The following is a 25241-nucleotide window of genomic DNA, read 5'->3' as shown; positions in this document are numbered from 1 at the left end:
GGAAACACAGATCATGGATGTTCTCGTCAATGTCATGCACGGCTTCGGCATCGCGCTGCAGCCCGTCAATATTCTCTATTGCTTCATCGGTGTGTTCATCGGCACGCTGGTCGGCGTGCTGCCGGGCATCGGCCCGATCTCGGCAATGTCGCTGCTGTTGCCTGTCACACTGTCCGGCACGCCGGAATCCGGCATCATCATGATGGCCGGCATCTATTACGGCTCGATGTATGGCGGCTCGACCACCTCGATCCTCGTCAACATCCCCGGCGAAGCCGCCTCCGTGGTCACCTGCATCGACGGCCATCAGATGGCGAAACAGGGCCGTGCCGGTCCGGCACTTGGCATTTCCGCGCTCGGCTCGTTCATCGCCGGCACCTTCGCGCTGGTGATGCTGATGCTGGTGGCGCCGTCGCTCGCTTCGGTCGCCATTGCCTTCGGCCCCGCCGAATATGCCAGCCTGATGGTGCTTGGCCTCGTCGTCCTGACCTTCCTCACCCAGGGCTCGATGGCCAAGGCATTGCTGATGGCCTGCATCGGTATCGTGCTCGGCCTTGTCGGCCTCGACAGCATCACCGCGCAGCCGCGGCTGACCTTCGGCCGCATCGAACTGATCGACGGTATCGGCCTCGTGCCTGTGGTGATGGGTCTGTTTGGGCTAGGCGAAGTGCTGCTCAACACGGAGCAGGCCATCAAGCGCGACATCATCAATGCGAAGATCACGCAGCTTCTGCCCAACAAGCAAGACTGGAAAGCCAGTGCCGGGCCCATCGGGCGCGGCACCATTCTCGGCTTCTTCCTCGGCATCCTGCCGGGTGGCGGCGCCGTGGTCGCATCCTTCGCGTCCTATGCGCTGGAGAAACGTCTGTCCAGAACGCCGGAGCGTTTCGGTCATGGCGCCATCGAAGGCGTCGCCGGACCTGAAGCCGCGAACAACGCGGCGGCCGGTGGCGCGTTCATTCCATTGATGACCCTCGGCATTCCGCCCAACGTGGTGATGGCGCTGCTGCTCGGCGCCTTCGTGATCCACGGGCTGCAGCCTGGCCCGCTGCTGATCACGCAGAACCCCGGCCTGTTCTGGGGCATCGTCGCCAGCATGTATATCGGCAACGTCATGCTGCTGGTGCTGAACCTGCCGCTGATCGGCATGTGGGTGAAGCTGCTGAAGCTGCCTTACAATGTGCTGTTCCCGCTCATCATCCTGTTCACCATCATCGGCGTCTATTGCAGCAGCAACAACGTGTTCGACGTCTATGTCATGGTCGGCTTCGGCGTCATCGGCTACTTCATGCGCAAGTTCGGCTATGAGCCGGCGCCGCTGGTGCTGGCCTTCGTGCTTGGTCCGCTGCTGGAGAACAATCTGCGCAAGTCGCTGATCCTGTCGCAGGGCGATCTGATGACCTTCGTCGAGCGGCCGATCTCGGCGGCCTGTCTCGTGCTGGCCGTCGTATTGCTGATCGCGCCCTTGCTGCCAGCGCTGCGCAGGAAGCGCGAGATGGTCGCGCTCGACGAGGGCGCGTAGCCGGAGAGCGTCGTCATGGATACCGAACTGGCCCGGACATTCCTTGCGGTGGTGAGCGCGGGGAATTTCGTGGCCGCGGCGGACAAGCTCCATGTCACGCAGTCGACGGTGAGCGCGCGGATCCAGACGCTGGAGCAGTTGCTGCGCGTGACGCTGTTCGTGCGCAACAAGGCGGGGGCCGCGCTGACGCCGGCCGGCCGCCAGTTTCAGAAGCACGCGTCCACGCTGGTACGCACGGTGGAACAGGCGCGGCAGGACGTGGGCATCGCCAAGGGATTCAGCGGTACGCTGACCGTGGGCGGTCGCATCGGATTGTGGGAGGAGTATCTGCTGCACTGGTTGCCGCTGATGCGTGCGAAACATCCGGATATCGCGATCCGCGCCGAGAGTGCCCTTGAACCCGAATTGATGCAGGGCCTCGTTGAAGGTCGTATCGATATCGGTGTGATGTATACGCCGCAGAGCCGGCCCGGGCTCAAGGTCGAGCAGTTGTTCGAGGACCATCTCATCCTGGTGTCGACCAGCAGGAACAGCGCGCCGTTGCCGCAGCCGGGTTACGTCTATATCGACTGGGGTCCGGAATTCTACGCGCGCCACATGGCGCTGTTTCCGGATTTCGCAGGGCCATCGCTCACTGCCAATATAGGCTGGCTCGGCTTGCAGCATGTGCTGGAGAATGGCGGCTCCGGATATTTCCCGCGACGCATCGTTACGCCCCTGCTGAAGGCTCGGCGATTGCATGTCGTCGCAAACGCGCCGGTGTTTTCGATGTCGGCTTATGTCGCCTATTCCGGGGATCGCGACGACACGGTCATTGCCGAAGCGGTCACACTCATGCATCGCCTTGCGCGTGACGCGGCCAACAAGAAGCCCGCGCCTGCAGGGCAGGCGAGGGCGCCGAAACGTCCGGCAACGAGGGCGTGATGCGAGGCGTCGGTTCGGCTAGGCGCCGGACGGATGCCCCGACGTCGCAACGATGGCCGCGATCTCATCGGCATTGTGCCGAGATCCTCGGGCAGTGGTCAGGCGTGCGACGATCGCCGCAGCAAAGGCGAACAGCGCGAGAGCGACCGATACGTCGGGGCGAATGATCATTTTCATGGTCGGCTCCTGCATGATCGAGGGCCGGGCGTCGCCGCCCCGGAATGCCATCAAGCCTAGGTCCGCCATGAGTTTTGACAAACGAATGTTATTGGTGCTTGCAATCGGATTTTCCGATTTGAAATGAGCCGCTCACGCGGCTGTGGGCGCCCGCATCGGGGAGCCGGGCATCAGATCGAACGGCTGCTCGATGACGATGCTCGGACAGCGCAGCGACGCTGCGACCTGGCTGGTCGAGGCAACCACGGCATGGTCGATCTGCGAGCCGGGAATTTGGGCCACGATCAGCTGCGCAATGCAGAGCCGGTTGCAGCCGCGCAGGTCGAGATCGACGCGGTAGGCAAACAGCGCATGGACGATGTCTCGCCGGTCGCGGATCACGATCAGCCCGTTGTCGCCGGAATCGGCATCGGTCCGTCGGCGCACGAAATCCAGCCATGCATCCAGCGTAATGCTGGCATCGTGCAGATAGACGAGCGGATAGGCGGCCCGGGCATCGGCCCAAGTCATTGGTTGCGCCTGATATTCCTCATTCATGGCTGGATTCCCGCATGGCCGCAAAATTGGCGGGGATGGGCCGTTCCGGCATTGATATGGGTCAAAGCGTCCGGGATTGATCCATGTCAAATGGTGTAGAGTGATTTTCAGCCTCACAAGACGAAACCAGAGATGGACACTGCCATGACCTTCGCAGAGCCAGCGGTCGAGACCTGTGCCGGAGAGCACGACTGCAAGCACGGCCGCGGCGGAAACGGCTGCGACGATTGCAAGGTGCGCCTGTTCAGCGTCTGCGGCGCTTTGGCACCGGCGGAACTCGACGAGCTCGATCGCCTCAGCCAGGTCAAGAATTTCCCGGCCAAGACCATGCTGTTCGACCAGGGCGCCTTGGCCGGCAGCGTGTTCAACGTGACCGAAGGCATCGTCCGGCTGTACAAGTCGCTGCCCGATGGCCGCCGCCAGATCGTCGGTTTTGCGCTGCCTGGTGACTTCCTCGGACTTGCGCTGATGGACCGTTACGGCGTCGCCGCCGAGGCTGTAACGCCCGTGCGCGTCTGCCGCTTCAGCCGCGCCGCTTTCCTGACCTATGTCGATGGCAAGCCGCATCTGCTGCGCCGCCTGCATGAATTCGCCGGCCATGAACTCAGCCTTGCGCAGGACCAGATGCTGCTGCTCGGCCGTCGTACCGCCGACGAGAAGGTCGCCGCCTTCCTGCTGAACCTGCAGGCCCGCTATGGCCGCATCGGCGCGAAATCGGTCAACGTCCCGCTGCCCATGAGCCGGCAGGACATCGCCGATTATCTCGGCCTGACCATCGAGACCGTCAGCCGCACGCTGACCAAACTCGCCAGGGAAAAGACCGTGGTCGTGGTGCCCGATGGCGTGCGCCTGCTGTCCACCGACCGGCTGGATCAGCTCGCTGCGGCCTAGCTTCGTTTTCTTACCTCGCGCCGCTTGCGGGGAGAGGGCAGCGCCGCATCTCCCACCGCAATCTTGACCCATCTCAAATGCGTAGGATGGGTAGAGCGGAGGCGCATCGCGCCGGAGCGAATCCTATCATTTGTACGCAAGAAAGCGATGGGTTTCGCTTCGCTCTACCCATCCGACGTGCTGCCGCTTCAAACTTACGCCTTTGACCCATCTCAAGGCGCAGTCATCGCGCGAGGCTCACACTCTTCTCCATCACTCAGGGAGAAGAGAAATGCCTTTCGACAGTATGCTGGTTGCCGCCGCCGTGGTCGCAATGTTCGTCTGTTTCGCCGTCCCGTTGGCATGGGTGTCGCACCGGACCTTCGGCCGGTCCTGAGCCCCGTTGCGGGCCACAGGCGCCTCGCAAACAGCTGATTTGTCCTCCAAAACATGCCAAGAGTCCTGAGCCCCGGCGGCGGCTCTGCCGCTTCAGGGCTCTAGGTGTATGAAGGAGAACAAATGGCTGCCCATGTGAGTCCGCTGGCCGGCAAAACCATCGATCCGTCCCTGCTGGTCAACGTGCCTCGGCTGGTGACGGCCTATTTCGCCGGCAAGCCGGACCCGACGATTCCCGCGCAGCGTGTCGCCTTCGGCACCTCCGGCCATCGCGGCTCGGCGCTCCATAATTCCTTCAACGAGAACCACATTCTCGCCGTCAGCCAGGCGATCTGCGATTACCGCAAGAGCGCCGGCATCGACGGCCCGCTGTTCATCGGCATCGACACCCATGCGCTGGCTGAACCGGCGCTGGTCAGCGCGCTGGAAGTCTTCGCCGCCAATGGCGTCCATGTGATGATCGACGCGCAGGACGGCTACACGCCGACGCCCGTGATCTCCCATGCCATCCTCACCTACAACAAGGGCCGCAGCTCCGGCCTTGCCGACGGCGTCGTGATCACGCCGTCGCACAACCCGCCGGAAGATGGTGGCTTCAAATATAATCCGCCGAATGGTGGCCCGGCTGATACCGACATCACCGGCATCATGGAGAAGGCTGCCAACGGCTTCCTCGAGAGCGACATGGCCGGCGTGCGGCGCATCCCGATCGCGCGCGCCCGCAAATCCGAATTCGTGAAGCGCTACGATTTCATCACGCCCTATGTGACCGATCTCGCCAATGTCGTGGATATGGACGCGATCCGCGCGAGCGGCGTCAAGATCGGCATCGATCCGCTTGGCGGTGCCGGCGTGCATTACTGGCAGCCGATCATCGAGCGCTACAAGCTCGATGCGACCATCGTGAATACCGCGATCGATCCGACCTTCCGCTTCATGACGCTGGACTGGGACGGCAAGATCCGCATGGACTGTTCATCGCCCTATGCGATGGCCAAGCTGATCGGCATGCGCGACAAGTTCGACGTCGCTTTCGCCAACGACACCGATGCCGACCGCCATGGCATCGTCACCCGCACCGGCGGGCTGATGAATCCGAACCACTATCTCGCAGCAAGCATCGACTATCTGTTCGTGCACCGCCCGAACTGGCGCAAGGATGCGGCGGTGGGCAAGACCATCGTCTCCAGCGCCATCATCGATCGTGTGGTGAACAAAATCGGCCGCAAGCTCGTCGAGACGCCGGTCGGATTCAAGTGGTTCGTCAACGGTCTGGTCGACGGTTCGTTCGGCTTCGGCGGTGAGGAAAGCGCAGGCGCCTCGTTCCTGCGCAAGGACGGCACCGTGTGGACCACCGACAAGGACGGACTCATCCTGGGCCTGCTCGCCGCCGAGATCACCGCGGTAACCAAGCAGAATCCAAGCCAGCGCTTTGAAAAGCTCACAGAGGAATTCGGCGTGCCCTATTACGAGCGCATCGATGCCGCGGCCACGCCCGAGCAGAAGAATGTGCTGAAGAAGGTTACGCCGGAGCAGATCGGCATGCTTGAGCTCGCCGGCGATGCGGTGACCAGGACCGAGAGCAAGGCGGCGGGCAACGATCAGTCGTTCGGCGGCATCAAGGTGTCGACGGCCAATGGCTGGTTCGCCGCGCGGCCGTCCGGCACCGAGGACGTCTACAAGATCTATGCGGAGAGTTTCCGCAGCGAGGATCATCTCAAGCGGATCCAGGCAGACGCGCAGGCGGCGATCTCGAAGGTGTTTTTGGCCGGCACGTAGAGCGTTGTCTTTCCCTCCCCCTTGCGGGGAGGGTGGCCGCGCGCAGCGCGGTCGGGTGGGGGTGCCACAAGCGCCGCCACCCGCGGCACCCCCACCCCGGCCTATCGGCCGACCCATGGCGGACGAATTCGTCCGCCAGACCCGCAAGGGGGAGGGAATCCATGTGCCTCCGCGTTCCTATTTCAATGTCCGCTCGTCCGCCATCGCAGCAGTCGCGCCTCGACCAGCGACATGGCCAGCGCGGTCACATAGCCGATCACGCCGAGCAGGATTACGCCGGCGAACAGATCCGGCGAACGAAACGCGCGCGCCGACAGCAGCACCCAGTGGCCTAATCCATCGAGCCCCGCGAGGATTTCGCAGACCACCGCCAGGATCAGCGACACGGTCAGGCTCAGCCGCATGCCGGAGATGATGTCGGGGCTCGCAGATGGCAGCGCGATCTTGAAGATCACAGCAAGGCGCGACATGTGCAGCGAGCGGGCGACCTCATAGAGACGCGGCTCCACTGCGCCGAAGCCGTGAACCGTCGCCAGCAGCATCGGCCAGATCGCGCCGAAGGCGATGACGAACAGTGCCATGCCCTGGGTCAGTCCGAACAGCGCGATGGCGACGGGAATGATCGCCGATACGGGCAGGGGCCGCAGGAACTCCAGCGACGGGGCGACATAGCTGCGCATCGCCCTGGACGAGCCGATCATGGCGCCGAGTGCGATGCCGACGACGGATGCGACCAGCCAGCCATAGAACATGTGTTCGAGGGTGCCGATCGTCTTGTCCAGCAATGTACCATTGCTGAAGCCGCGCATCAGCGCGGCCCAGGCGCGATCGGGGCCGGGCAAGAACACGGGTGAGACCAGTTTCAGATTGGCGATCAGCTGCCACAGCGCGATCAGGCCTGCAGCAACGGCGAAGCTGGCGAGGCGCCAGAGGGTGAGTGTCCAGTTCATCGGACCTCTCCCGCCAGCGCCGCGCGGCCAAACAGGTGCTGCTGCGCGGCCAGCAATGCGGCATTAAGCGCGTAGCCGATCAGGCCGATCCACAGCAGATAAGCGAGCATCAGGTCCGGGCGCAGCGCCTGCTGCGCAATCATGATGCCCGCGCCGAGCCCGATGGGATTGATCGCAATTTCCACGGTCACCGCGACGATCAGCGCGATGCCGGCGGCCAGACGAAAGGCGAGAAAGATGCGCGGCAGTGCCGCGGGAATGATGATCTTGCGAATACGGTCGCCTGGCGACAGCCGCAGCGCGCGGGAGACTTCGATCAGTCGCGGCTCGATGCTACGCACGGCCGCGCGGCTGAGGATCAGGATCGGCCAAACACAGGCAAAGGCGACGATCACAATTTCCATGGGATAGCCGAAGCCGAGCGCGATCAGCGCGATCGGTAGCAGTGCGATGGAGGGGATCGGCCGCAGGGACTCAATGGTGACTTCCATCAGCCGATCCAGCGGCTGGAAAATACCGAGCGCAATTCCGAGGAACAGTCCGATGGCGCCGCCGACCATGAGGCCGGCAAAGGCCGAAGCCAGCGTGTCACGTGTGGCTGACAGGATGGAGCCGTCGCCGAACGCCTGAAACAGCGCCAGCATCACGGCGCTTGGCGGCGCCAATGCATCGCTGTGGATATCGACAGAGCGCGCCCAGGCTTCCAGCACGATGAGCAGGCTCATCGGAAGGACCGCCGCTTTCAGGCGCTCGGATCTCATGCTTCCGATGCCTTGATGAAGTCGAACAATTCGCGGCGCAGCCGCAGGAATTCCGGGTTCTCGCGCGTGGTCAACTGATCGCGCGGGCGCGGCAGGTTGATCGGAAGATCGATGCCGATGCGGCCGGGATGCGGCAGCAGGCCGACGACGCGGTCGCCGAGATAAATGGCTTCTTCGAGATCGTGAGTGACGAAGATCACCGTGGCCTTGCTGGCATCGAGCAGGGACAGCACCTCGTCCTGCAGGCCCTGCCGGGTCATCGCATCCAGCGCGCCGAACGGTTCGTCCATCAGCAGCGCTTTCGGCTCCTGCGCCAGACATCGCGCGATCTGCAGCCGTTGCTGCATGCCGCCGGACATCTCGGCGGGATATTTCGCGGCGTGATGGGGCAGGCCGACTTTCTTCAGCAACGCGTCGATGCGCGCCGGGCGCTGGGCCTTGGGCATGCCGATGGTTTCCAGCGCCAGCGCGACATTTCCGGCGGCGGTGCGCCATGGCAGCAGTGCCTTGCCGTAATCCTGAAACACGATGGCAACGTCGCGTCGCGGTGCGCGCATGGGCTCGCCGTCGAAGCTGACATGTCCGGATGTCGGCTGGTACAGGCCAGCTGCGAGGCGAAGCGCCGTGGTCTTGCCGCAACCGGAGGCGCCGATGATGCAGAGAAACTCGCCGGGCTTCACGTCGAGGCTGACGTTTTCGATTATCGTCTTGCCGCCGAGATCCAGCGTGACATGGGAAAACGCGATCTGCGACGTTTCGAGTTGGGGGGACGGCATGTCTTTGCGAAGGGCAATGGATGTCATCGCGCTCAATCTCCCTGTCCGGGCGGATAGACGTAAGCGAGCGTCGAGTGCAGATGCGACGTCAGCATCGCCTGTGCAGGACCAGTTTCGTGCGCAAGCACGCGATCGGCCAGAAGCTGATGGGCTGCGACAAAGCGGCTGCCGCTGTCGAAGCCGCGCATCATCACCCTGCGGTAGCGATAGGCCTGATCGTAAAGCTCCGAATGCGCCGCGAGCAGGCGCTTCGATCCGCAGGCCGCCAGCAGGGCGGTGTGGAATCCCTTATGGAGCTTGTCGAAATCCAGCGCTCCTTCGCGGAATTCATCGCCGGTCCGGTCGATATGCCTGCGCATCTGGTGAAGCGCGCCGAGGATGCCAGCCTCCCAGGCATCGTCGCCATGTTCGATGGCCAGCCGCAGCGCCTCCATCTCCACCACGCTGCGCATCCGTGTGATGTCGGCCAGATCTTCCCGGCTGATGTCGGCGACGCGAAAACCGCGCTGGCCGATGCCGATGATCAGGCCGCGTGAGATCAGGCGCGACAGTCCTTCGCGCATCGGCGTGGCGCCGATCTCGTAACGCTGCACGAGATCGACGATGCCAAGCCGCGTGCCTGGCGCGAGATTGCCGGCAATGATGTCATGCTGAAGCAGTGTCGCTGCACGTTCGCTCAGCGTATCCGAGCCGGACACGTCGATTGGACTGCTAAGGGGCTGGCCCGCCATTCAGTTCGCCCTATTTCAGAATCAGTTTGTTGAGATCGAGCCTGGTCTCCAGCATTTTCTGCGAGGACATGACGTCGATCCACCATGCCAGCTGCTCGGCCTTCAGCACCGGCTCCGACTTGTTCGGCGGCGATGCCTTCACCAGTTCGATGGTCTGTTTGGTGAATTTGGCGATTGCGGCCGAGGCCTTGTCGCTGTTCACGATCGCCGCAGCTTCGGCGATGGCGGCGCGAAATTTCCTGACGGTGTCGGGATTCTTCTCGGCCCATTCGCGCGAGGCCGCATAGAAAATGATCGGCTCTGTGCGCTCGAGCTCCGACGCGTAGCGCGCGCCGATGCTGCCGCTGCCGGCCGCCAGCATGCGCGATACCGTCGGCTCCGCGGCCAGCACGGCATCGACACCGCCGGACTTGATGATGTCCGGCATGGTCGGGAAGGTCACTTCGACGAAATTGACCTTCCTGGGATCGACGCCCTTGTCGACCAGCCATTTGACGAACAGCACGTGAAGAAACGCACCGAGGCCCGGCGCGCCGACCTTCTTGCCGATGAAGTCCTTCGGCTCCTTGACCGTGATGCCGTTACGCACGAAGGCGGTGATATTGGCGTTCGATGTCGGGCTCATCACCGTTGCGCCGGCGACCGCGACGAGATCGAGGCCGCCGTCGGCAGCCTGCAGGAAGACGGTGGAGGTCGGGCCGCCGATCTGGATCGAGCCGGACAGAATGGCCGCCGGGATATTGGAATTGATGCCGATGGGGATCATCTCGGCATCGAGTCCGTGCTTCTTGAAGATGCCGTCATCGACCGCGACCATGGCCGAGGCGCAGTCCGTTGTTGCTGTGCAACCGATCTGGAGCTTGCTCTGGGCATGCGCGGTGCCCGTCACAGCGAGCGTGGCCAATAGGGCTGCCACCGTCCATCTGGTCATGGTCGTCTCCCTCACCCGAGCATTTTCGATCCCGAAGCAATCTTTTCGATCGCCTCTTGTTTATCGATATTTTTTTTGATCATATATTTTATCGACGAACAAAAGCAAGTGGGAGACGCCAGTGAAGCTCGCGACATTTCGTGCCGGTGGTCAGGACAAAGTCGGTATCGTTCACGCCGATGACGGAAGGCTGTTCGATCTCGCCGGCGCTGCGGCCCGCGATGGCGGAAATCCCGCCTTCGGGTCGATGCTGGCCCTGATCGATGCCGGCGAGGCTGCACTCGATGCGGCGCGCAGCGTATTCGAGAAACATGGCAGCGATGCAACGCTGTCAGTGAATGTCGCCGGCACAGACGTTCTCGCGCCGCTGCCGGAGCCGCGGCAGATGCGCGATGGCATGTCGTTTCCGCTGCATATCCGGCAGTCGCCGCGCGGCCAGTTGAAACTGGCTGCCCGTGCGAAGGGTGACATGGAAGAGCTGGCACGGCTGGAAGCCGAGCCGCTTGGCGAACTGCCCGAAGTCTATCGCCGCCAGCCGATCTACTACATCACCAACCGTTTCAGCGTGCGCGGTACGAATACGACGGTGAAGTGGCCGCGCTACAGCAAGGTGATGGATTACGAACTCGAATTCGGCATCGTGACCAAGAACAAGGGCGCGAATATTTCCGCGGCCAGGGCGAAGGATCACATCTTCGGCTACACCATCTTCAACGATTTCTCGGCGCGTGACGCGCAGCGGCTGGAGATGGAAGGCCGTCTTGGCCCGGCGAAGGGCAAGAGCTTCGACGGCGGCAATGTGCTGGGCCCGTGGATCGTCACGCCCGACGAGATCGGCGATCCCTACAGACTGAAGATGGAATGCCGCGTCAACGGCAAGGTGCGCTCGTCCTCGACCAGCGAGGGCATGCTGTTCTCCTTCGAGGAAATCATCGCCCATGTGACGCAGGACGAGACGTTGATGCCTGGCGAATTCATTGGCTCCGGCACCGTCGGCAACGGCTGCGGCCTCGAACTCGGCTGGTATCTCGAACACAATGACGAGATCGAACTCGAGGTCGAGAAGATCGGCGTGTTGAAGAACAAGGTGGTGCGGCAGGACGTGTGAGGGCGCAACGCTCTCCACCGTCATTGCGACCACACACTGTCATTCCGGGGCGGTCACGCCGCCTCCGGCGTCGGGGCCGCCCCGGAATGACGAATCGAAATAAGAACCCCCGAGGAAATCCCATGGCCCGTCGCCTCATCGACATCTCCGTTCCCCTGCAGAACGACGTCCCCGCCGATCCGCCGGGCAATCATCCGACCATCAATTATGTCGATCACCAGCAGGGCCTGCCGCGGATGCTGCAGTTCTTCGACGGGCTGAAGCAGGAAGACCTGCCGGATGGCGAGGGCTGGGCGGTGGAGCTGGTGCAGCTCTCGACCCATAACGGCACGCATCTCGATGCGCCCTATCATTTCCATCCCACGATGAATCGTGGCGAACGGTCATGGACCATCGACGAAGTGCCGCTGGACTGGTGTTTCCAACCCGGCGTGAAGCTCGACTTCCGGCATTTGCCGGACGGCTATGTCGCGACCGCCAAGGATGTCGAGGACGAGCTCAAGCGCATCGGCCATACGCTGAGCCCGCTGGAGATCGTCGTCGTCAACACATCCGCCGGCGTCAAATACGGGCAGCAGGACTACGTCACCTCCGGCTGCGGCATGGGCTATGAGGCCACCATGTATCTGCTGGAGAGGGGCGTGCGCCTCACTGGCATCGACGGCTGGAGCTGGGACGCGCCGTTTGTCTACACTGCGAAGAAATATGCCGAGACGAAGGATGCCAGCCTGATCTGGGAAGGCCACAAGGCCGGTCGCCATATCGGCTATTGCCATCTCGAGAAGCTGCATAATCTTGAGCAGCTGCCGTCCACCGGTTTCATGGTGTCGTGCTTCCCGGTGAAGATCGAGAAGGCGTCGGCGGGATGGACAAGGGCGGTGGCGATTATTGATAGTTGATCGCGAGCGTTACGCCACGCACTGTCATTCCGGGGCGCTCGCTCTTCGCGAGCGAACCCGGAATCTTGATATGGCTTGGCGCTGTTCGAGACTCTCACTCCGGGATTCCGGGGGCGCGTCCGGCTAGCGCCGCCCGCGCCCTCAGGCAAACCAATTGGTTTGCCGGGGAATGGCGAGGCTGGGGCCAGCGCAGCAAGGCAGCGCACCGCGCCACTACACCGCCGCCGCGTCCTCATGCCCGAAATAGGCCCGCTCCAGACGCTGCGGCAGATTCGCTTCCGACGTCGCCGCCTCCAGCACGATCCGCCCCTGCGACAGCGCATAGACGCGATTGGCAGCAGCCAGCGCTTTCTCCACCAGTTGCTCCACCAGCAGCACGGCAGTTCCCTGCTTCTGCAGTTGTGCAATCACCGACAGCACACGGTCGACCAGCACCGGCGAGAGTCCTGCAGAGGGCTCGTCCAGCATCAGCAGCCGTGGTCGCCGCACAAGCCCCTGCGCGACCGTCAGCATCTGCTGCTGTCCGCCCGAAAGCGACGCCCCGCGTTCATGGTGCTTCTGGGCGATCTCCGGAAAGAACGACAGCGCCTCATCGACGCGGGCATTGCGCTCGCCGCGCGGTAGGTCATAGGCGGCGAGCAGCAGGTTTTCGGTGACCGTTTGCTGCGTGAACACGCGATGGCCTTCGATGACATGCACGAGGCCCGCACGCGCAGCCTCACGCGGCGTGCCGTTGCTGATGTCACGGCCGTCGAAGCGAACGCTCGCAGCATTGACCGGGAGCAGGCCGGAGATGGCGCGCAGCAGCGTCGACTTGCCGGCTCCGTTGGGGCCGAGCAGTGTGACGACCTCGCCTGCGGCGATATGCAGGTCGATACCATGGAGCACGCGGATCTTGCCGTAGCCGGATTCCAGCGCAGTGACCCTGAGCAGCGGTTCAGCCTCCGAGGTAAGCACTGACGACCTCCTTGTGAACGCGGATTTCGGCCGGCGTGCCGGCGGCGAGGATCTTGCCGAGGTTCAACACCGTGACCTGATCGCAGATGTCGAAGATCAGGTCGGCATGGTGTTCGACCAGCAGCACGCCGGTGCCGCGGCGGCTGATGGCCTTGATCAGCGCACCCAGCCTGATGATTTCGTCGCTGGAGAGACCGGCGGCAGGCTCGTCGAGCAGCAGGAAGTCGGGCTGCAGCATCAACGCCCTGGCGATCTCGATGAAGCGCAATTCGCTGTGTTGCAGGCGATCGGCGCGGACGTCGGCGAGGGATTCCAGACCGACCACGCCGAGCATGGCGCGCGCCTGTGCTGTGAGCTTGCGTTCGTCGCGGTGATGCCGCGGCAGCGATAGCAGCGCCTCGGCAAATGTCGCCTCGCCCTCGATAGTGCCGCCGACCATCACATTCTCAAGCACCGAGGCCTCGCCGATCACCCGCGGGGTCTGGAACGTCCGGGCGATGCCTTTGCCGGCGCGCAGTTCCGGCATGCCGGGCGGCAGCGCGTCGTCGCCGAGCGTGATGGTGCCGCCTTTGGCGGCGTAATAGCCGGAGATCACGTTCAGCGTGGTGGTCTTGCCGGATCCGTTGGGCCCGATCAGGCCGTGGATCTGGCCGGGCTTGACGTCGAGATCGAGGCCGTCGATGGCGCGGACATTGCCGAAGGTCAGGACGACATCGCGTAGCGTGAGCGTGCTGGTGGTGGCCGTCTTGCGCAGCACCTCGGAGAGCCCCGCAATGCGCGGCACGATAGCGCGATTGCTCGCGAGCGGCCGGCGGCTCTTGAAATCCAGCAGGGCCGCGATGCCGCCGGGCATCACCAGCACGATCAGGAGCAGCAGCACTGCATAGAGGAATGTCGACCATGCGGCCAGAGGTGCAGCGATCTCCGGCAGGATGGTGAGGATGATGGTGCCGAGCATCGGGCCGAGGATCGAGCCGCGTCCGCCGATCAGGATGGCGATGAAGAACAGGACCGACAGATCGAAGGTGAAGGCATCCGGGGTGATATAGGTCTGCAGGCTGGCGAATAGCCCGCCGGCAAAGGCCGCCATGGCGCCGGCGAGCAAGAAGATCGACACCAGCAGCCTGGGCTTGGAGATGCCGGTCGCTTCCGCGGCCACATCCGCATCGCGGATTGCGATCAGCGCGCGGCCGAACCGGCTATAGGCGATATTGGCGCTGAGCCATGTGGCCACCGCCGCGAAGCCGATGCACAGATAATAGAACCCCCATGGCGTGTTGAACGGCGCCGAGAATTCCGGCCCGACAATGCCGATGCCGCCGCCGGTGACGCTCTGCCAGGCCAGTGCGATCTGCGTCACGATGGTGGCGAAGCCGAGCGTGGTCATGGCGAAATAGAAGGTGCGCAGCCGCATCGCCGGCAGGCCAACGATCACGCCGAATACGGCGCCGACGGCGCTCGCGGCGATCAGTGCGACGAAGATCGGCACCGGCGGCAGCACGTTGCCGGCGACAAGCACACTGGTGGTGTAGGCGCCGAGCGTCAGCAACGCGACATAGCCGATGGCGAGATGACCGGCGAAGCCGACCACCAGATTGAGCCCGGCGACCAGCACCCAGTAGATCGCGGCGCGGGTGCCGATCAGCGCCCAGTAGTCGTTGCTGACAAAAGGCAGGATCATGGCCAGCGCGAACACGCCGAGAAACGGTAGCAGCGCCGGCAGCACGGAATGCTTCGTCGTGATCTCGGGGGCTGCTGATGTGTCGGTCATCACTGTCATTACACCCTCCGCGCCGTGGCGGAGCCGAACAGGCCCTGCGGCGCCGCCAGCAACACGATGATGAAGATCGCGAATACCGCGACCGACGAGAAGATGCCGCCGACCAGGAAATTCGCGGCCTGCTGGAACAGGCCGAGCGCCAGGCCGCCGATCAGCGCGCCGCGATTGTTGCCGAGACCGCCGAGCGCCACCGGCACGAAACCGTAGAAATTCAGCAGGGCGCCATTGGCGAAGAAGGCGAGCATCAATTCGCCGCCGGCAAAGCCTGCGACGCCGCCGATCACGCCAGCCAGCGCGTAACTCGCCACGCGCAGGTTGCGCTCGGGCAGGCCGAGCGCACGCGCCGCGAAATTGTCTTCCGCTATCGCCATGAAGGCGTGGCCCACCAGCGTGCGGCGATAGAGATATTCGAGGCCGAGAATGGTGAGGCCGCAAGCCACCACCGGCAGCCAGAATTTCTCGTCCCAGATTCCCGTACCCAGGCCGACGATGCGCGGGAACGGTTGCGGCTCGGTGCCCCATTTGATCGCGGTGACCTGCTGGATCATCAGCGCGAGCGCCAGCGTCGACAGCACATAGAGATGTTGCTCGAGGCTCTTCAGCACCGGCCGCACCGCGACGAATTCGGTGATGACACCGATGATCGCGCAGGCGATCAGTGTGAGGGCAAAGCCGACCAGCGTCGGCATCCCCATTTTCAGCATGAACAGCGAGCCAAACACGCCGCCGAGCATCGCGAGCTGCCCGGCGGTGAAGCTCATCACTCGCGAGGTCGAGAACATGGTGTTGTAGGTGATGCCGACGAGCGCGTAGATCGCACCCGCCGCGAGGCCGGAGGCTATGATCGAGCCGAGCATGGCGGGTGCCCTCCCGCCGGCCTATGAGTAGCCGGGGGCGAGGGCGAAGGTGCCGTTCTTGGCAGAGCGGGCTTCCGACATCACGATCTCGTCGGTCGGATAGCCGTTATGCTGGGTGGGCGAGAACGAGTAGTTGCCGAAATAGCCGGGATATTTCGACAGCGAGTTCCAGTATTTGACGATCCCCTCGCTGTCGGTCGATCCGGTAGCCTCGACGGCCTTGGCGATCAGCTCGACGGCGTCGATGCCGCCGGCGACCCACCACAGCAGTGTGTCGTTGAGCGCAACCTTCGCCTTGGTGAGCCGGTCGACCAGATCCTGGCTCTTGGGCGGCAGCTTGCCGGTGGAGTCATAACTGCAGCTCTTGTAGCCGATGGCATAGACCTTCTCCCAATTGGCGGGTTTCTCGACCAGGCTGGCCAGTTCGCCGGAGGCCAGCGAGGGATGGCCGACAAAGGCGACGTCCCAGCCCATCGACGCGCGGGTGTTGAACATGCGCGCTTCCATGCCGGTGGAGACGCTCCACACCACGATCACCTGCGATCCCGCATTCTTGGCGCGCAGCATGTCGGGCGTCATGTCGGGCTGCGTGGCGTCGATATTGGCGCTGTAGACCACATCGGCGCCGTCTTTCTTGAAAGCCTCGACCGAGGCTTTCACCGCGGTGACGCCATAACCCGTGGTATCGCCGATCACCGCGATCTTGCTGACCTTCAGCACCTTGAGACAGTAGTTGCGCACGGCATCATCCCACTGGCCGTTCGACGGCGCGATGCGGAACGCAGCCGGGAATTTCGCGGGATCGATCAGCGTGTCGACGACGCAGGGATGCAGGTCGGGCATCTTGGCGCGCGCCATCAGCGGCGTGGTTGCCAGCGCCTCGCCGGAATTCACCGGCCCCCAGATCGCATGGACCTTGGCCTGGCTGATCAGCTCCTGCGTGGCGTTCACGGCCTTGGTGGGGTCGCCCTGCGTATCGCGGGTGATGATCTCGATTTTGCGGCCCTTGACGCCGCCAGCGGCATTGATGGCTTCGGTGGCGAAGACGACGCCGCGGTTGAAGCCGACGGTCGGCGCCGAGCTCGGCCCGGTCATGGCCGCGAGCCAGCCGATCTTGATCGGTTCGGACGATTGCGCGATGGCGGGACGTGCGAGTGGAAATGTTGCCGCGCCGAGTGCGCCAGCACCGCCCAATAGAATACCACGACGAGAAATGCTCATCTTGACTTCCTCCCTGTGTTTTCCCTTGCGGTGCCTGTCATTGATGCAGGCATCCGTTTCGTCCGCCCGGTCGCTGCCGGATATTCGTGATCGTTGGTCGGTCAGATACTCCGGATCGTCATGACGTGTGTTGATGACGTGCAGCAGCACAGCGCGAGGCGCTGATCCATCGCCATCGCTTCAGGCTGGCCTGTCGCGATGGGTTTGGCAATCGGCTTGTGATCTTTGACGATAGCACCGGCGTTGCCAAGGGCTTGGGAGTTGCAAGTCGCACTGCCGCGCCCGCACTCTTCTGTTGCAGCGCAATGATGCGCGAGTGTTGTCAGGTTGCGCTGAAGCCGCCATCCGCCGACAACACATGGCCGACAACATAGCCGGCGTCGTCAGAAGCCAGCCACACCACGGCTTCGGCGACTTCGTGCGGTTGTCCCATGCGGCGGATTGGCAGGCCGGCCGCGACCGCCGACATATCAGCTATGCCGGAAGCCAGCATCATGTCGGTCACCACGCGGCCCGGCGCCACCGCATTGATGCGGATACCGCGCGGCCCGCATTCCATCGCCGCCGAGCGCATCAGCGAGATCACGGCCGCTTTCGATGCGGAATACAGCGCGAGGCCGGGATTGGGGTTGCGGATGCCGCTGACCGACGCGTTGATGACGATGCGGCCGCCGCCATTCAGCTCCATGGCAGGGATCTGATACTTCAGGCTGAGAAACACCGAACGGACATTGGCGTCGAACACGGTGTCATAGACCGCGCTCGTCTGCTGCTCGACCGGCGCGCGCCGTTCCTGATGTCCGGCATTGTTGAAGGCCACATCGAACCGTCCGAATTCGTCCATCACGGTTCGGACTAGGCCGGCGACCTCCGCCTCATCCGTCACGTCGGTGCGCACGAACAGTGCTTTCGCGCCAAGCCGGCTGCATTCGTCGGCCGTCGATTGTCCCTCGGTTTCGCGGCGGCCCGCGATCACGACGGCAGCGGCGCCTTCCTGTGCCATCAACAGTGCCGCCGCCCGCCCGATGCCGCTGCCCCCGCCGGTGACGAGGCAGATGCGCCCGGCCATGCGGGCATAGGGGCGGCGTTGGACAGCGCTGGTTGTCATGGTCATTCCCTGCACGGATTATGCTAACACGGGCATCATTCACCACGGTCAATATAGTTGTATCATACAACTATCGTCAAGGAGCCTGGGATTGCCCGATATCGACGCCGATCTGATCGATCACATCCGCGCAGCGTCGCGCCTGATGGTGCGCGAGCTTGGCTTCATGCAGGCGACCGTTGCCGCCACCGATTATCCGCCATCGGCCGTTCACGCGCTGCTGGAGATCGGCGAGCGCGAGGCGATGACGGCAGTCGAATTATCGGCGTTTCTCGGTCTGGAAAAATCGAGCGTCAGCCGCATGATCCGCAAGCTGATCGAGGCGGGTGAGCTCAGGGAGGCTGCCAGTGCCGGCGATGGCCGGATCAAGCGATTGCTGCTGACCGCCAAAGGCAGGCGGACCCGCGAAGCCATTCAGGCCTTTGGACGTCAGCAGGTGACGAATGCACTGGCGCGCCTGACGCCTGCGCAGCGCCAGAAAGTGGCCGAAGGCCTTGCGCTCTATGCCCAGGCGCTGGAGGCGCATCGGAAGGCGTAAGCGGGCACACCCGACCTGCGGTCGGCCAGGCTCCGTTATCGTCAGTCGCTGAGATATTCCGGATATCGCATCCGGATTTTGTCGACGTCGCGCAGCGTGCCCGACAAATGCGCGCGCAGATGCTTCTGCGCCTCGTCGGGCTGGCCTGCCGCGATGGCTTTGACGATCAGCTTGTGATCCCGCACGATCGCCTGTGCCTTGCCGAGAGACGGCAGATGCAGGCGACGCAACCTGTCGATATGCCCGCTGCGGCTGCGGATCAGATCCCACAGTCCGCGCTTGTCAGCGGCGTCATACAACCTCAGATGAAATTCCGTATCCGCCGCCATGAAGCGGGCGAAGTCGCCGGCCTTTGCAAACTGCTGCTGCAACGCAATGATCCGGTTCAGATCGATGATGAGCGCGGCGTCAGGCTGTAGCGCGAGAATTCTGACAATTTCGAGTTCGAGCGCCTGACGCAGAAAATGCGCCTGTTGCGCCAGGCCGACATCGACCTTGGAGACCACCGTTGCATATTGCGGGAAGACCTCGACCAGGCCTTCCTTGTCGAGCCGCATCAACGCGTCGCGGATCGGCGTCGAGCTGACGCCGAACTGCTCCGCGAGTGCTGCGCGTGACAGCGCAGAGCCCGGCGGCAGGGCAAGAGAGATGATCAATTCGCGCAATCGCTCGAATACCTGCGGCGCCGCCTGACGGTCGCGGTCGAGCCGCTCGGCAGAGCGCGGTGCAGTACGGCGGGACGCGGTGGTCGGTGCAGGCATGATGAAGCCACTGAAATGCGAATGAGAAAAAGGGATCACAGAGAAATAAACAGCCGCAGCTTGACCTTCGATGCACTAATGTATTAGTGCCTTGGGTCAAGACGGTCAACAACGTCAACCCAGCGGAGGATACGATATGAACAAGATGTGGGCTGCCTGTTCAGGCGCCGTGGCGGCGCTCGGCCTCGTGATGTCGGTGTTTCCGGCGCAGGCGCAGCAGAAGACCGAGATTTCGCTGTCGCGTCAGCCGGGTATTTTCTACATGCCGACGCACATCATCGAGAAGCAGAAGCTGATCGAGAAACATGCCGCGGCGCTGGGCCTGCCTGGCATCACCACCAAATGGATCACCTTCAGCGGCGGCGGCGCGCAGACCGATGCGCTGCTGGCCGGTGGTGTCGATATCCTCAACACCGGCACCGGCAATCTGCTGCTGCTGTGGGACCGCACCAGAGGCGGGGTGAAGGGCATCGTCGCCACATCGGCGCAGCCGATGACGCTGATCAGCCGCGACGCGCACATCAAGTCGATCAAGGATTTCGGGCCGGGCGACAAGATTGCCGTGCCGACGGTGAAGATCTCCACCCAGGCGATCGTGCTGCAGATTGCTGCATCCGAGGCCTTCGGTGCCGATCAGTGGTCGAAGCTCGATGCCAACACCGTGCAGCTCGGCCATCCCGACGCTTATGCTGCGCTGTCGAATGTGCAGCACGAAGTGCGCAGCCACTTCTCGATTCCGCCGTTCACCTTTCTTGAAATGAAGAACGTGCCCGGCGCGCATGTGGTGCTGAATTCACCTGACGTAATGGGCGGGCCGCTGAGCCAGTCGCAGTTCTTCACCACCACCAAATTTGCCGATACCAACCCGAAAGTGATTCAGGCCGTCCGCGATGCCGCCAAGGAAGCGCAGGACCTGATCATGAACGACACCAGGACGGCGGTGGAGATCTACAAGGAAGTCACCGGCGACAAGACGCCGGCAGATGACATCCTCGGCTGGCTCAAGGAGCCCGGCATGATGGAATACAATCTGGCGCCGCAGGGCACCATGAAGTTCGCCACCCATCTGTTCAAGACCGGGACGCTGAAGACCCAGCCGAAGGCCTGGACCGATTACTACCTGCCTGCTTCGGCCGATCTCAAGGGTAACTGATGTCTGCACTTCTCGACGTCAGCGGCGTGACGCTGCGCTACAAGACCTCCAGCGTGGTTGTCACCGCTACTGACAAGGTCAGTTTCGAAGTCAATCGGTCCGATCGCTTCGTGCTGCTTGGTCCATCGGGCTGCGGCAAGTCCACGCTGCTCAAGGCTGTCGGCGGATATCTGGCGCCGAGTGAAGGCAAGATGCGGATCAACGGGCGGGAGATCACCGAGCCCGGCGCCGACCGCATGATGATCTTCCAGGAGTTCGACCAGCTGCTGCCGTGGAAGACGGTGCTGGAAAATGTGATGTTTCCGCTGCTGATGACGCGGAAGCTGAACAAGAAGGACGCCGAGGCACGCGCCCGCGCCTATATCGAAAAGGTCAGCCTGACGCGTGTGGTCGACAGCTATCCGCACACATTGTCAGGCGGCATGAAGCAGCGCGTCGCCATTGCGCGCGGCATGGCGATGGAGCCGGACATCCTGCTGATGGACGAGCCGTTCGCCGCACTGGACGCGCTGACCCGCCGGACCTGTCAGGATGAATTGCTGCAGCTCTGGGAAGAGACCAAGTTCACCGTGCTGTTCGTGACCCATTCGATTGCCGAAGCGATCAAGATAGGCAACCGCATCCTGCTGCTGTCGCCGCATCCCGGCCGCGTGAAGGCCGAGATCATCGACGTCGATCAGGTGTCCACCGAAGACGGCAGCGCCGGACGGCTGGAGAAGCAGATCCACGATCTGCTGTTCGCGTCCACCGACACTGCGCATTGAGGAGACCCGCCATGGGCGAAGCCAAAATCCTGATGCGCGATGAGGCGGCGGTTGCGACCCTCGTTAAACCCGCGGAGCTCGAGCGAAAGCTGAGCGTTCTCGAATTGCTGTGGAATGATGGCTTCGTCCGCAAGACGGCGATCATCATCTTCCTGTGCGCAGTATGGGAAGCCTACGGCGTCTATCTCGATAATCCGCTGCTGTTTCCGACCTTCCACGACACCGTCCTGACCATGTTCGACAAGGTCAAGGACGGCACCATTCCGATGCGCGCCTGGGCGTCGCTGAAGGTCCTGTTCATGGGCTATGGGACCGGCATCGTGCTGGCCGCGGTCTTCACGATCCTTGCCATCAGCACCCGCATCGGGACTGATTTTCTCGAAACCATGACGGCCATGTTCAATCCGCTGCCGGCGATCGCGCTGCTGCCGCTGGCGCTGATCTGGTTCGGGCTCGGCAATGGCAGTCTGGTGTTCGTTCTGGTGCATTCGGTGCTGTGGCCGGTGGCGCTCAATACCCATTCCGGCTTCAAGAGCGTATCGAACACGCTGCGGATGGTGGGCCGCAATTACGGCCTGCGCGGCCTGCCCTATGTGGGCCGCATCCTCATTCCCGCAGCCTTCGGCTCGATCCTCACCGGCCTCAAGATCGGCTGGGCCTTCGCCTGGCGCACGCTGATCGCGGCCGAGCTGGTGTTCGGTGTGTCGTCGGGGCAGGGCGGTCTTGGCTGGTTTATTTTCGAGAACCGGAATTTGCTCGACATCCCCGCCGTGTTCGCCGGCCTATTGACGGTGATCGTCATCGGACTGATCGTGGAAAACCTGATCTTCCGCACCATCGAGCGTAACACCGTGCAGAAATGGGGCGTGCAGTCGTGATTTCCCTGAAGGTGCTGACATGAGCAACAAGAAAAAGACCCCCGATCAACTTCGCAGTGCGCGCTGGTTCGCACCTGACGATCTCCGCGCCTTCGGTCATCGTTCGCGTGCGATGCAGCAGGGCTATGCGCCGGTGGAGTGGAAAGACCGTCCGGTCATTGCGATCCTCAACACCTGGTCGGAAGCGCAGCCCTGCCACATGCACTTCAAGAGCCGCGTCGATGACGTCAAGCGCGGCATCCTGATGGCTGGTGGCTTCCCCATGGAGCTGCCGGCGCTGTCGCTGTCGGAATCCTTCCTCAAGCCGACCACCATGCTCTATCGCAACATGCTGGCGATGGATGCCGAAGAACTGCTGCGCGGCCATCCCGTGGATGGCGTGGTGCTGATGGGCGGTTGCGACAAGACCACGCCAGGGCTGCTGCTCGGCGCCACCAGCGCCGGCTATCCCGCGATCTATCTGCCCGCAGGCCCGATGCTGCGCGGCAACTGGAAGGGCAAGACGCTCGGTTCCGGCTCCGACGCCTGGAAATACTGGGACGAGCGCCGCGCCGGCAAGATCTCCGACAAGGAGTGGGTGGAGGTCGAAGGCGGCATTGCCCGCAGCTACGGCACCTGCATGACCATGGGTACCGCCTCGACCATGACCGCGATCGCGGAATCGATCGGCATGACGTTGCCCGGGGCGTCGTCGATCCCTGCGGCCGATGCCGGTCATATCCGCATGGCCAGTGAATGCGGCCGCCGCATCGTCGAGATGGTGTGGGAGGATCTCACCCCGCAGAAGATCCAGACGCGCAAGGCCTTCGAGAACGCGATCACGGTAGCGATGGCCATGGGCTGCTCGACCAATGCGATCATTCATCTGATCGCGCAGGCGCGCCGTGCCGGACAGGATATCGGTCTCGACGATTTCGAGATCGCCAGCCGCAAGGTGCCTGTCATCGCCAATGTGCGGCCGTCCGGCGACAAATATCTGATGGAAGACTTCTTCTATGCCGGCGGCCTGCCGGGGCTGATGAGCCGCATCAAGGAGCATCTGCATCTCGATGTGATGACGGTCACCGGCAAGACGCTGGGCGAGAATATCGCCGGCGCCGAAGTCTATAACGACGACGTCATCCGCACGGTGCAGGACCCGATCTATGCAGAAGGCGCGCTGGCCGTGTTGAAGGGCAATCTCGCGCCCGATGGCTGCGTCATCAAGCCGTCGGCCTGCGAGCCGCGCTTTCTCAAGCATACCGGCCCGGCGCTGGTGTTCGACGACTATCCCAGCATGAAGAAGGCGATCGACGACGAGAGCCTCGACGTCACAGCCGACCACGTGCTGATCCTGCGCAATGCGGGTCCTCAGGGAGGGCCGGGCATGCCGGAATGGGGCATGCTGCCGATCCCGAAGAAACTGGTGAAGCAGGGCGTGCGCGACATGGTGCGCCTGTCGGATGCGCGCATGAGCGGTACCAGCTATGGCGCCTGCATCCTGCATGTCGCGCCGGAGTCTTACATCGGTGGTCCGCTGGCGCTGGTCGAGAATGGCGACATGATCACGCTCGACGTGGATGCGCGCACCATCAATCTCGACATCTCCGATGCCGAGATGGAGAAGCGTCGTGCCGCCTGGAAAGCCCCGGAGCGCAATTACGAACGCGGCTATGGCTGGATGTTCACCAAACATATCCAGCAGGCCAATGAAGGCTGCGACTTCGACTTCCTGCGCACCGACTTCGGCGCGCCGGTCAAAGAACCCGTGATTTATTGAGTGAGTGATCCCATGACCAAACTCAGCGACGCGACCCGCGCCAAACTCAAGACCATCTCCACCGCCACGGTGGCCACCGCGCTCTACAAGCGCGGCTTCCGCAACCAGTGCATCCAGGATGTCCATCCGCTCGGGCCGGACCAGCCGACGCTGGTCGGCGAGGCCTTTACGTTGCGCTACATGCCGGCGCGCGAGGATCTCAACAAGCTCGACGTGTTCCGCGATCGCAGTCATCCGCAGCGCAAGGCCGTGGAGGATTGCCCGCCCGGTGCCGTGCTGGTGATGGACAGCCGCAAGGATGCGCGTGCGGCGTCCGCAGGCGCCATCCTGATCAACCGTCTGGCGCAGCGCGGCGTCGCCGGTGTCATCACCGATGGCGGCTTTCGCGATTCCGCCGAGATAGCCAAGCTCGGTTTCCCTGCCTATCACCATCGCCCGAGTGCGCCGACCAATCTGACGCTGCATCAGGCCATCGAGATCAACGGTCCGATCGGCTGCGGCGACGCGCCGGTGTTTCCCGGCGACGTGATCCTCGGCGACAGCGACGGCGTCATCGTGATTCCGGCCCATCTCGCCGATGAGATCGCTGATGAGGCCTTCGAGATGACGGCGTTCGAGGATTTCGTCACCGAGCAGGTCCAGAACGGCAAGGGCATCTTCGGGCTCTATCCGGCCACCGACGAGCAGACGCTGGTGGATTTCGCAGCGTGGCGGAAGGTAAAGGGGCGGTAGGGCGCGCGTCGCCGGCGATGCCGGGAGAGCGCGAACCTCCACTCCACTTGGCGCGGCGGGAAAGCCCGATCCAAATTCGTCGTTCCGGGCAGGGCGGACCGCGCAGCGGGCCGAACTGAGCCCGGAATGACGGAGTGTTTTCCGCTGAACAGGTCGGGATTTCTCAGCCACTCCAAGTGGAGTGGCTGAAGTTCGGTCCCGTCGCCTCCGGTGCCGATCCCGCCCCCAGGCACACCAATTGGTGTGCCTGGGAATGACGCGTGTGGCTGGAATCGCCTCACACATTTTTTCCTATCTCTATTGACAACATCCCCATCTTGATTATTTTCCCCTTCGTCCTGCCCCACCGAGAGGGGCGATCGCGATCGTCAC

The 25241-nt window shown here is 63.2% G+C and carries 25 protein-coding genes; 12 read left to right on the top strand and 13 right to left on the bottom strand.

Annotated features, from left to right (window positions below; all coding sequences use genetic code 11):
• Positions 1–13: 13 nt before the first annotated feature.
• Both AC1RLZ_RS18155 and AC1RLZ_RS18150 read left to right on the top strand, forming a co-directional pair.
• Entirely contained in the window at positions 14–1522 is a 1509-nt protein-coding gene (locus AC1RLZ_RS18155; protein ID WP_493189756.1) for a tripartite tricarboxylate transporter permease, read from the top strand.
• A gap of 15 nt (positions 1523–1537) precedes the next feature.
• Complete coding sequence (locus AC1RLZ_RS18150) at positions 1538–2446, top strand: LysR family transcriptional regulator (protein ID WP_493189755.1); 909 nt, start codon at positions 1538–1540, stop codon at positions 2444–2446.
• Between the two features lie 18 nt (positions 2447–2464).
• Here the strand turns inward: AC1RLZ_RS18150 and AC1RLZ_RS18145 are convergent, their stop codons facing one another.
• Positions 2465–2623, bottom strand: coding sequence for a hypothetical protein (locus AC1RLZ_RS18145; protein ID WP_493189754.1), 159 nt, complete (start codon positions 2621–2623; stop codon positions 2465–2467).
• A 132-nt stretch (positions 2624–2755) separates the two neighbouring features.
• Complete coding sequence (locus AC1RLZ_RS18140; protein ID WP_493189753.1) at positions 2756–3160, bottom strand: hypothetical protein; 405 nt, start codon at positions 3158–3160, stop codon at positions 2756–2758.
• A 144-nt stretch (positions 3161–3304) separates the two neighbouring features.
• On the opposite strand from AC1RLZ_RS18140, the gene AC1RLZ_RS18135 reads away from it, so the two are divergent.
• Positions 3305–4051: a Crp/Fnr family transcriptional regulator gene (locus AC1RLZ_RS18135; RefSeq protein ID WP_493189752.1), complete on the top strand. Its 747-nt coding sequence runs from the start codon at positions 3305–3307 to the stop codon at positions 4049–4051.
• A gap of 498 nt (positions 4052–4549) precedes the next feature.
• The gene (gene pgm, locus AC1RLZ_RS18130; protein ID WP_493189751.1) at positions 4550–6205 is read left to right on the top strand and encodes a phosphoglucomutase (alpha-D-glucose-1,6-bisphosphate-dependent); all 1656 of its coding nucleotides are present in this window, start codon (positions 4550–4552) and stop codon (positions 6203–6205) included.
• A 182-nt stretch (positions 6206–6387) separates the two neighbouring features.
• Here pgm and AC1RLZ_RS18125 read toward each other — a convergent pair whose 3' ends face one another.
• The 5 genes from AC1RLZ_RS18125 to AC1RLZ_RS18105 are packed head-to-tail and all read right to left on the bottom strand — an operon-like array spanning position 6388 to position 10354.
• A complete protein-coding gene (locus AC1RLZ_RS18125) occupies positions 6388–7155 on the bottom strand; it encodes an ABC transporter permease (RefSeq protein WP_493189750.1) in 768 nt (255 codons plus the stop codon).
• Entirely contained in the window at positions 7152–7916 is a 765-nt protein-coding gene (locus tag AC1RLZ_RS18120) for an ABC transporter permease (protein ID WP_493189749.1), read from the bottom strand. Before AC1RLZ_RS18120 ends, AC1RLZ_RS18125 begins: the two co-directional genes overlap by 4 nt.
• Entirely contained in the window at positions 7913–8719 is an 807-nt protein-coding gene (locus AC1RLZ_RS18115; RefSeq protein WP_493189748.1) for an ABC transporter ATP-binding protein, read from the bottom strand. The genes AC1RLZ_RS18120 and AC1RLZ_RS18115 overlap by 4 nt, the downstream gene beginning before the upstream one ends.
• Before the next feature lie 5 nt (positions 8720–8724).
• A complete protein-coding gene (locus AC1RLZ_RS18110) occupies positions 8725–9423 on the bottom strand; it encodes a GntR family transcriptional regulator (RefSeq protein ID WP_493189747.1) in 699 nt (232 codons plus the stop codon).
• Between the two features lie 10 nt (positions 9424–9433).
• On the bottom strand, positions 9434–10354 hold the full coding sequence (locus tag AC1RLZ_RS18105; RefSeq protein ID WP_493189746.1) for an ABC transporter substrate-binding protein: 921 nt from the start codon (positions 10352–10354) through the stop codon (positions 9434–9436).
• A 121-nt stretch (positions 10355–10475) separates the two neighbouring features.
• Here AC1RLZ_RS18105 and AC1RLZ_RS18100 point away from each other — a divergent pair, with 121 nt between their 5' ends.
• Together AC1RLZ_RS18100 and AC1RLZ_RS18095 are read left to right on the top strand one after the other, a co-directional pair.
• Positions 10476–11462 (top strand): fumarylacetoacetate hydrolase family protein, encoded by a 987-nt coding sequence (locus AC1RLZ_RS18100; RefSeq protein ID WP_493189745.1) that lies wholly within the window; start codon positions 10476–10478, stop codon positions 11460–11462.
• A 122-nt stretch (positions 11463–11584) separates the two neighbouring features.
• The gene (locus AC1RLZ_RS18095; RefSeq protein ID WP_493189744.1) at positions 11585–12361 is read left to right on the top strand and encodes a cyclase family protein; all 777 of its coding nucleotides are present in this window, start codon (positions 11585–11587) and stop codon (positions 12359–12361) included.
• Between the two features lie 213 nt (positions 12362–12574).
• On the opposite strand, the gene AC1RLZ_RS18090 is transcribed toward AC1RLZ_RS18095, so the two are convergent.
• From AC1RLZ_RS18090 to AC1RLZ_RS18070, 5 genes are all read right to left on the bottom strand, one after another.
• Positions 12575–13318: an ABC transporter ATP-binding protein gene (locus tag AC1RLZ_RS18090; protein ID WP_493189743.1), complete on the bottom strand. Its 744-nt coding sequence runs from the start codon at positions 13316–13318 to the stop codon at positions 12575–12577.
• A complete protein-coding gene (locus tag AC1RLZ_RS18085) occupies positions 13299–15098 on the bottom strand; it encodes a branched-chain amino acid ABC transporter ATP-binding protein/permease (RefSeq protein ID WP_493189742.1) in 1800 nt (599 codons plus the stop codon). Before AC1RLZ_RS18085 ends, AC1RLZ_RS18090 begins: the two co-directional genes overlap by 20 nt.
• Entirely contained in the window at positions 15098–15955 is an 858-nt protein-coding gene (locus tag AC1RLZ_RS18080; protein WP_493189741.1) for a branched-chain amino acid ABC transporter permease, read from the bottom strand. Before AC1RLZ_RS18080 ends, AC1RLZ_RS18085 begins: the two co-directional genes overlap by 1 nt.
• Before the next feature lie 21 nt (positions 15956–15976).
• Positions 15977–17176: an ABC transporter substrate-binding protein gene (locus AC1RLZ_RS18075; RefSeq protein ID WP_493189740.1), complete on the bottom strand. Its 1200-nt coding sequence runs from the start codon at positions 17174–17176 to the stop codon at positions 15977–15979.
• Between the two features lie 322 nt (positions 17177–17498).
• Positions 17499–18284, bottom strand: a complete 786-nt coding sequence (locus AC1RLZ_RS18070) for an SDR family NAD(P)-dependent oxidoreductase (RefSeq protein ID WP_493189739.1) — start codon at positions 18282–18284, stop codon at positions 17499–17501.
• Positions 18285–18375: 91 nt separating this feature from the next.
• Between AC1RLZ_RS18070 and AC1RLZ_RS18065 the strand changes: the two genes are divergently transcribed.
• Positions 18376–18822: a MarR family winged helix-turn-helix transcriptional regulator gene (locus AC1RLZ_RS18065; protein ID WP_493189738.1), complete on the top strand. Its 447-nt coding sequence runs from the start codon at positions 18376–18378 to the stop codon at positions 18820–18822.
• 41 nt (positions 18823–18863) lie between these two features.
• Here the strand turns inward: AC1RLZ_RS18065 and AC1RLZ_RS18060 are convergent, their stop codons facing one another.
• Positions 18864–19583, bottom strand: coding sequence for a GntR family transcriptional regulator (locus tag AC1RLZ_RS18060; protein ID WP_493189737.1), 720 nt, complete (start codon positions 19581–19583; stop codon positions 18864–18866).
• Positions 19584–19728: 145 nt separating this feature from the next.
• On the opposite strand from AC1RLZ_RS18060, the gene AC1RLZ_RS18055 reads away from it, so the two are divergent.
• Genes AC1RLZ_RS18055 through AC1RLZ_RS18035 form a run of 5 tightly spaced genes read left to right on the top strand, consistent with a single transcriptional unit; the run spans position 19729 to position 24869 of the window.
• Positions 19729–20736: an ABC transporter substrate-binding protein gene (locus AC1RLZ_RS18055; RefSeq protein WP_493189859.1), complete on the top strand. Its 1008-nt coding sequence runs from the start codon at positions 19729–19731 to the stop codon at positions 20734–20736.
• Entirely contained in the window at positions 20736–21500 is a 765-nt protein-coding gene (locus tag AC1RLZ_RS18050; RefSeq protein WP_493189736.1) for an ABC transporter ATP-binding protein, read from the top strand. The genes AC1RLZ_RS18055 and AC1RLZ_RS18050 overlap by 1 nt, the downstream gene beginning before the upstream one ends.
• Before the next feature lie 11 nt (positions 21501–21511).
• The gene (locus tag AC1RLZ_RS18045) at positions 21512–22378 is read left to right on the top strand and encodes an ABC transporter permease (RefSeq protein ID WP_371421007.1); all 867 of its coding nucleotides are present in this window, start codon (positions 21512–21514) and stop codon (positions 22376–22378) included.
• 19 nt (positions 22379–22397) lie between these two features.
• Positions 22398–24137 (top strand): L-arabinonate dehydratase, encoded by a 1740-nt coding sequence (araD, locus tag AC1RLZ_RS18040; RefSeq protein WP_493189735.1) that lies wholly within the window; start codon positions 22398–22400, stop codon positions 24135–24137.
• Between the two features lie 12 nt (positions 24138–24149).
• Positions 24150–24869 (top strand): ribonuclease activity regulator RraA, encoded by a 720-nt coding sequence (locus tag AC1RLZ_RS18035; protein ID WP_493189734.1) that lies wholly within the window; start codon positions 24150–24152, stop codon positions 24867–24869.
• Positions 24870–25241 lie beyond the last annotated feature (372 nt).

It is taken from the genome of Tardiphaga sp. GW822-FHT04G09 (assembly GCF_058800725.1).
The sequence above is the reverse complement of the archived record's forward strand: the minus strand, read 5'-3'. Positions and strand labels throughout refer to the sequence as shown.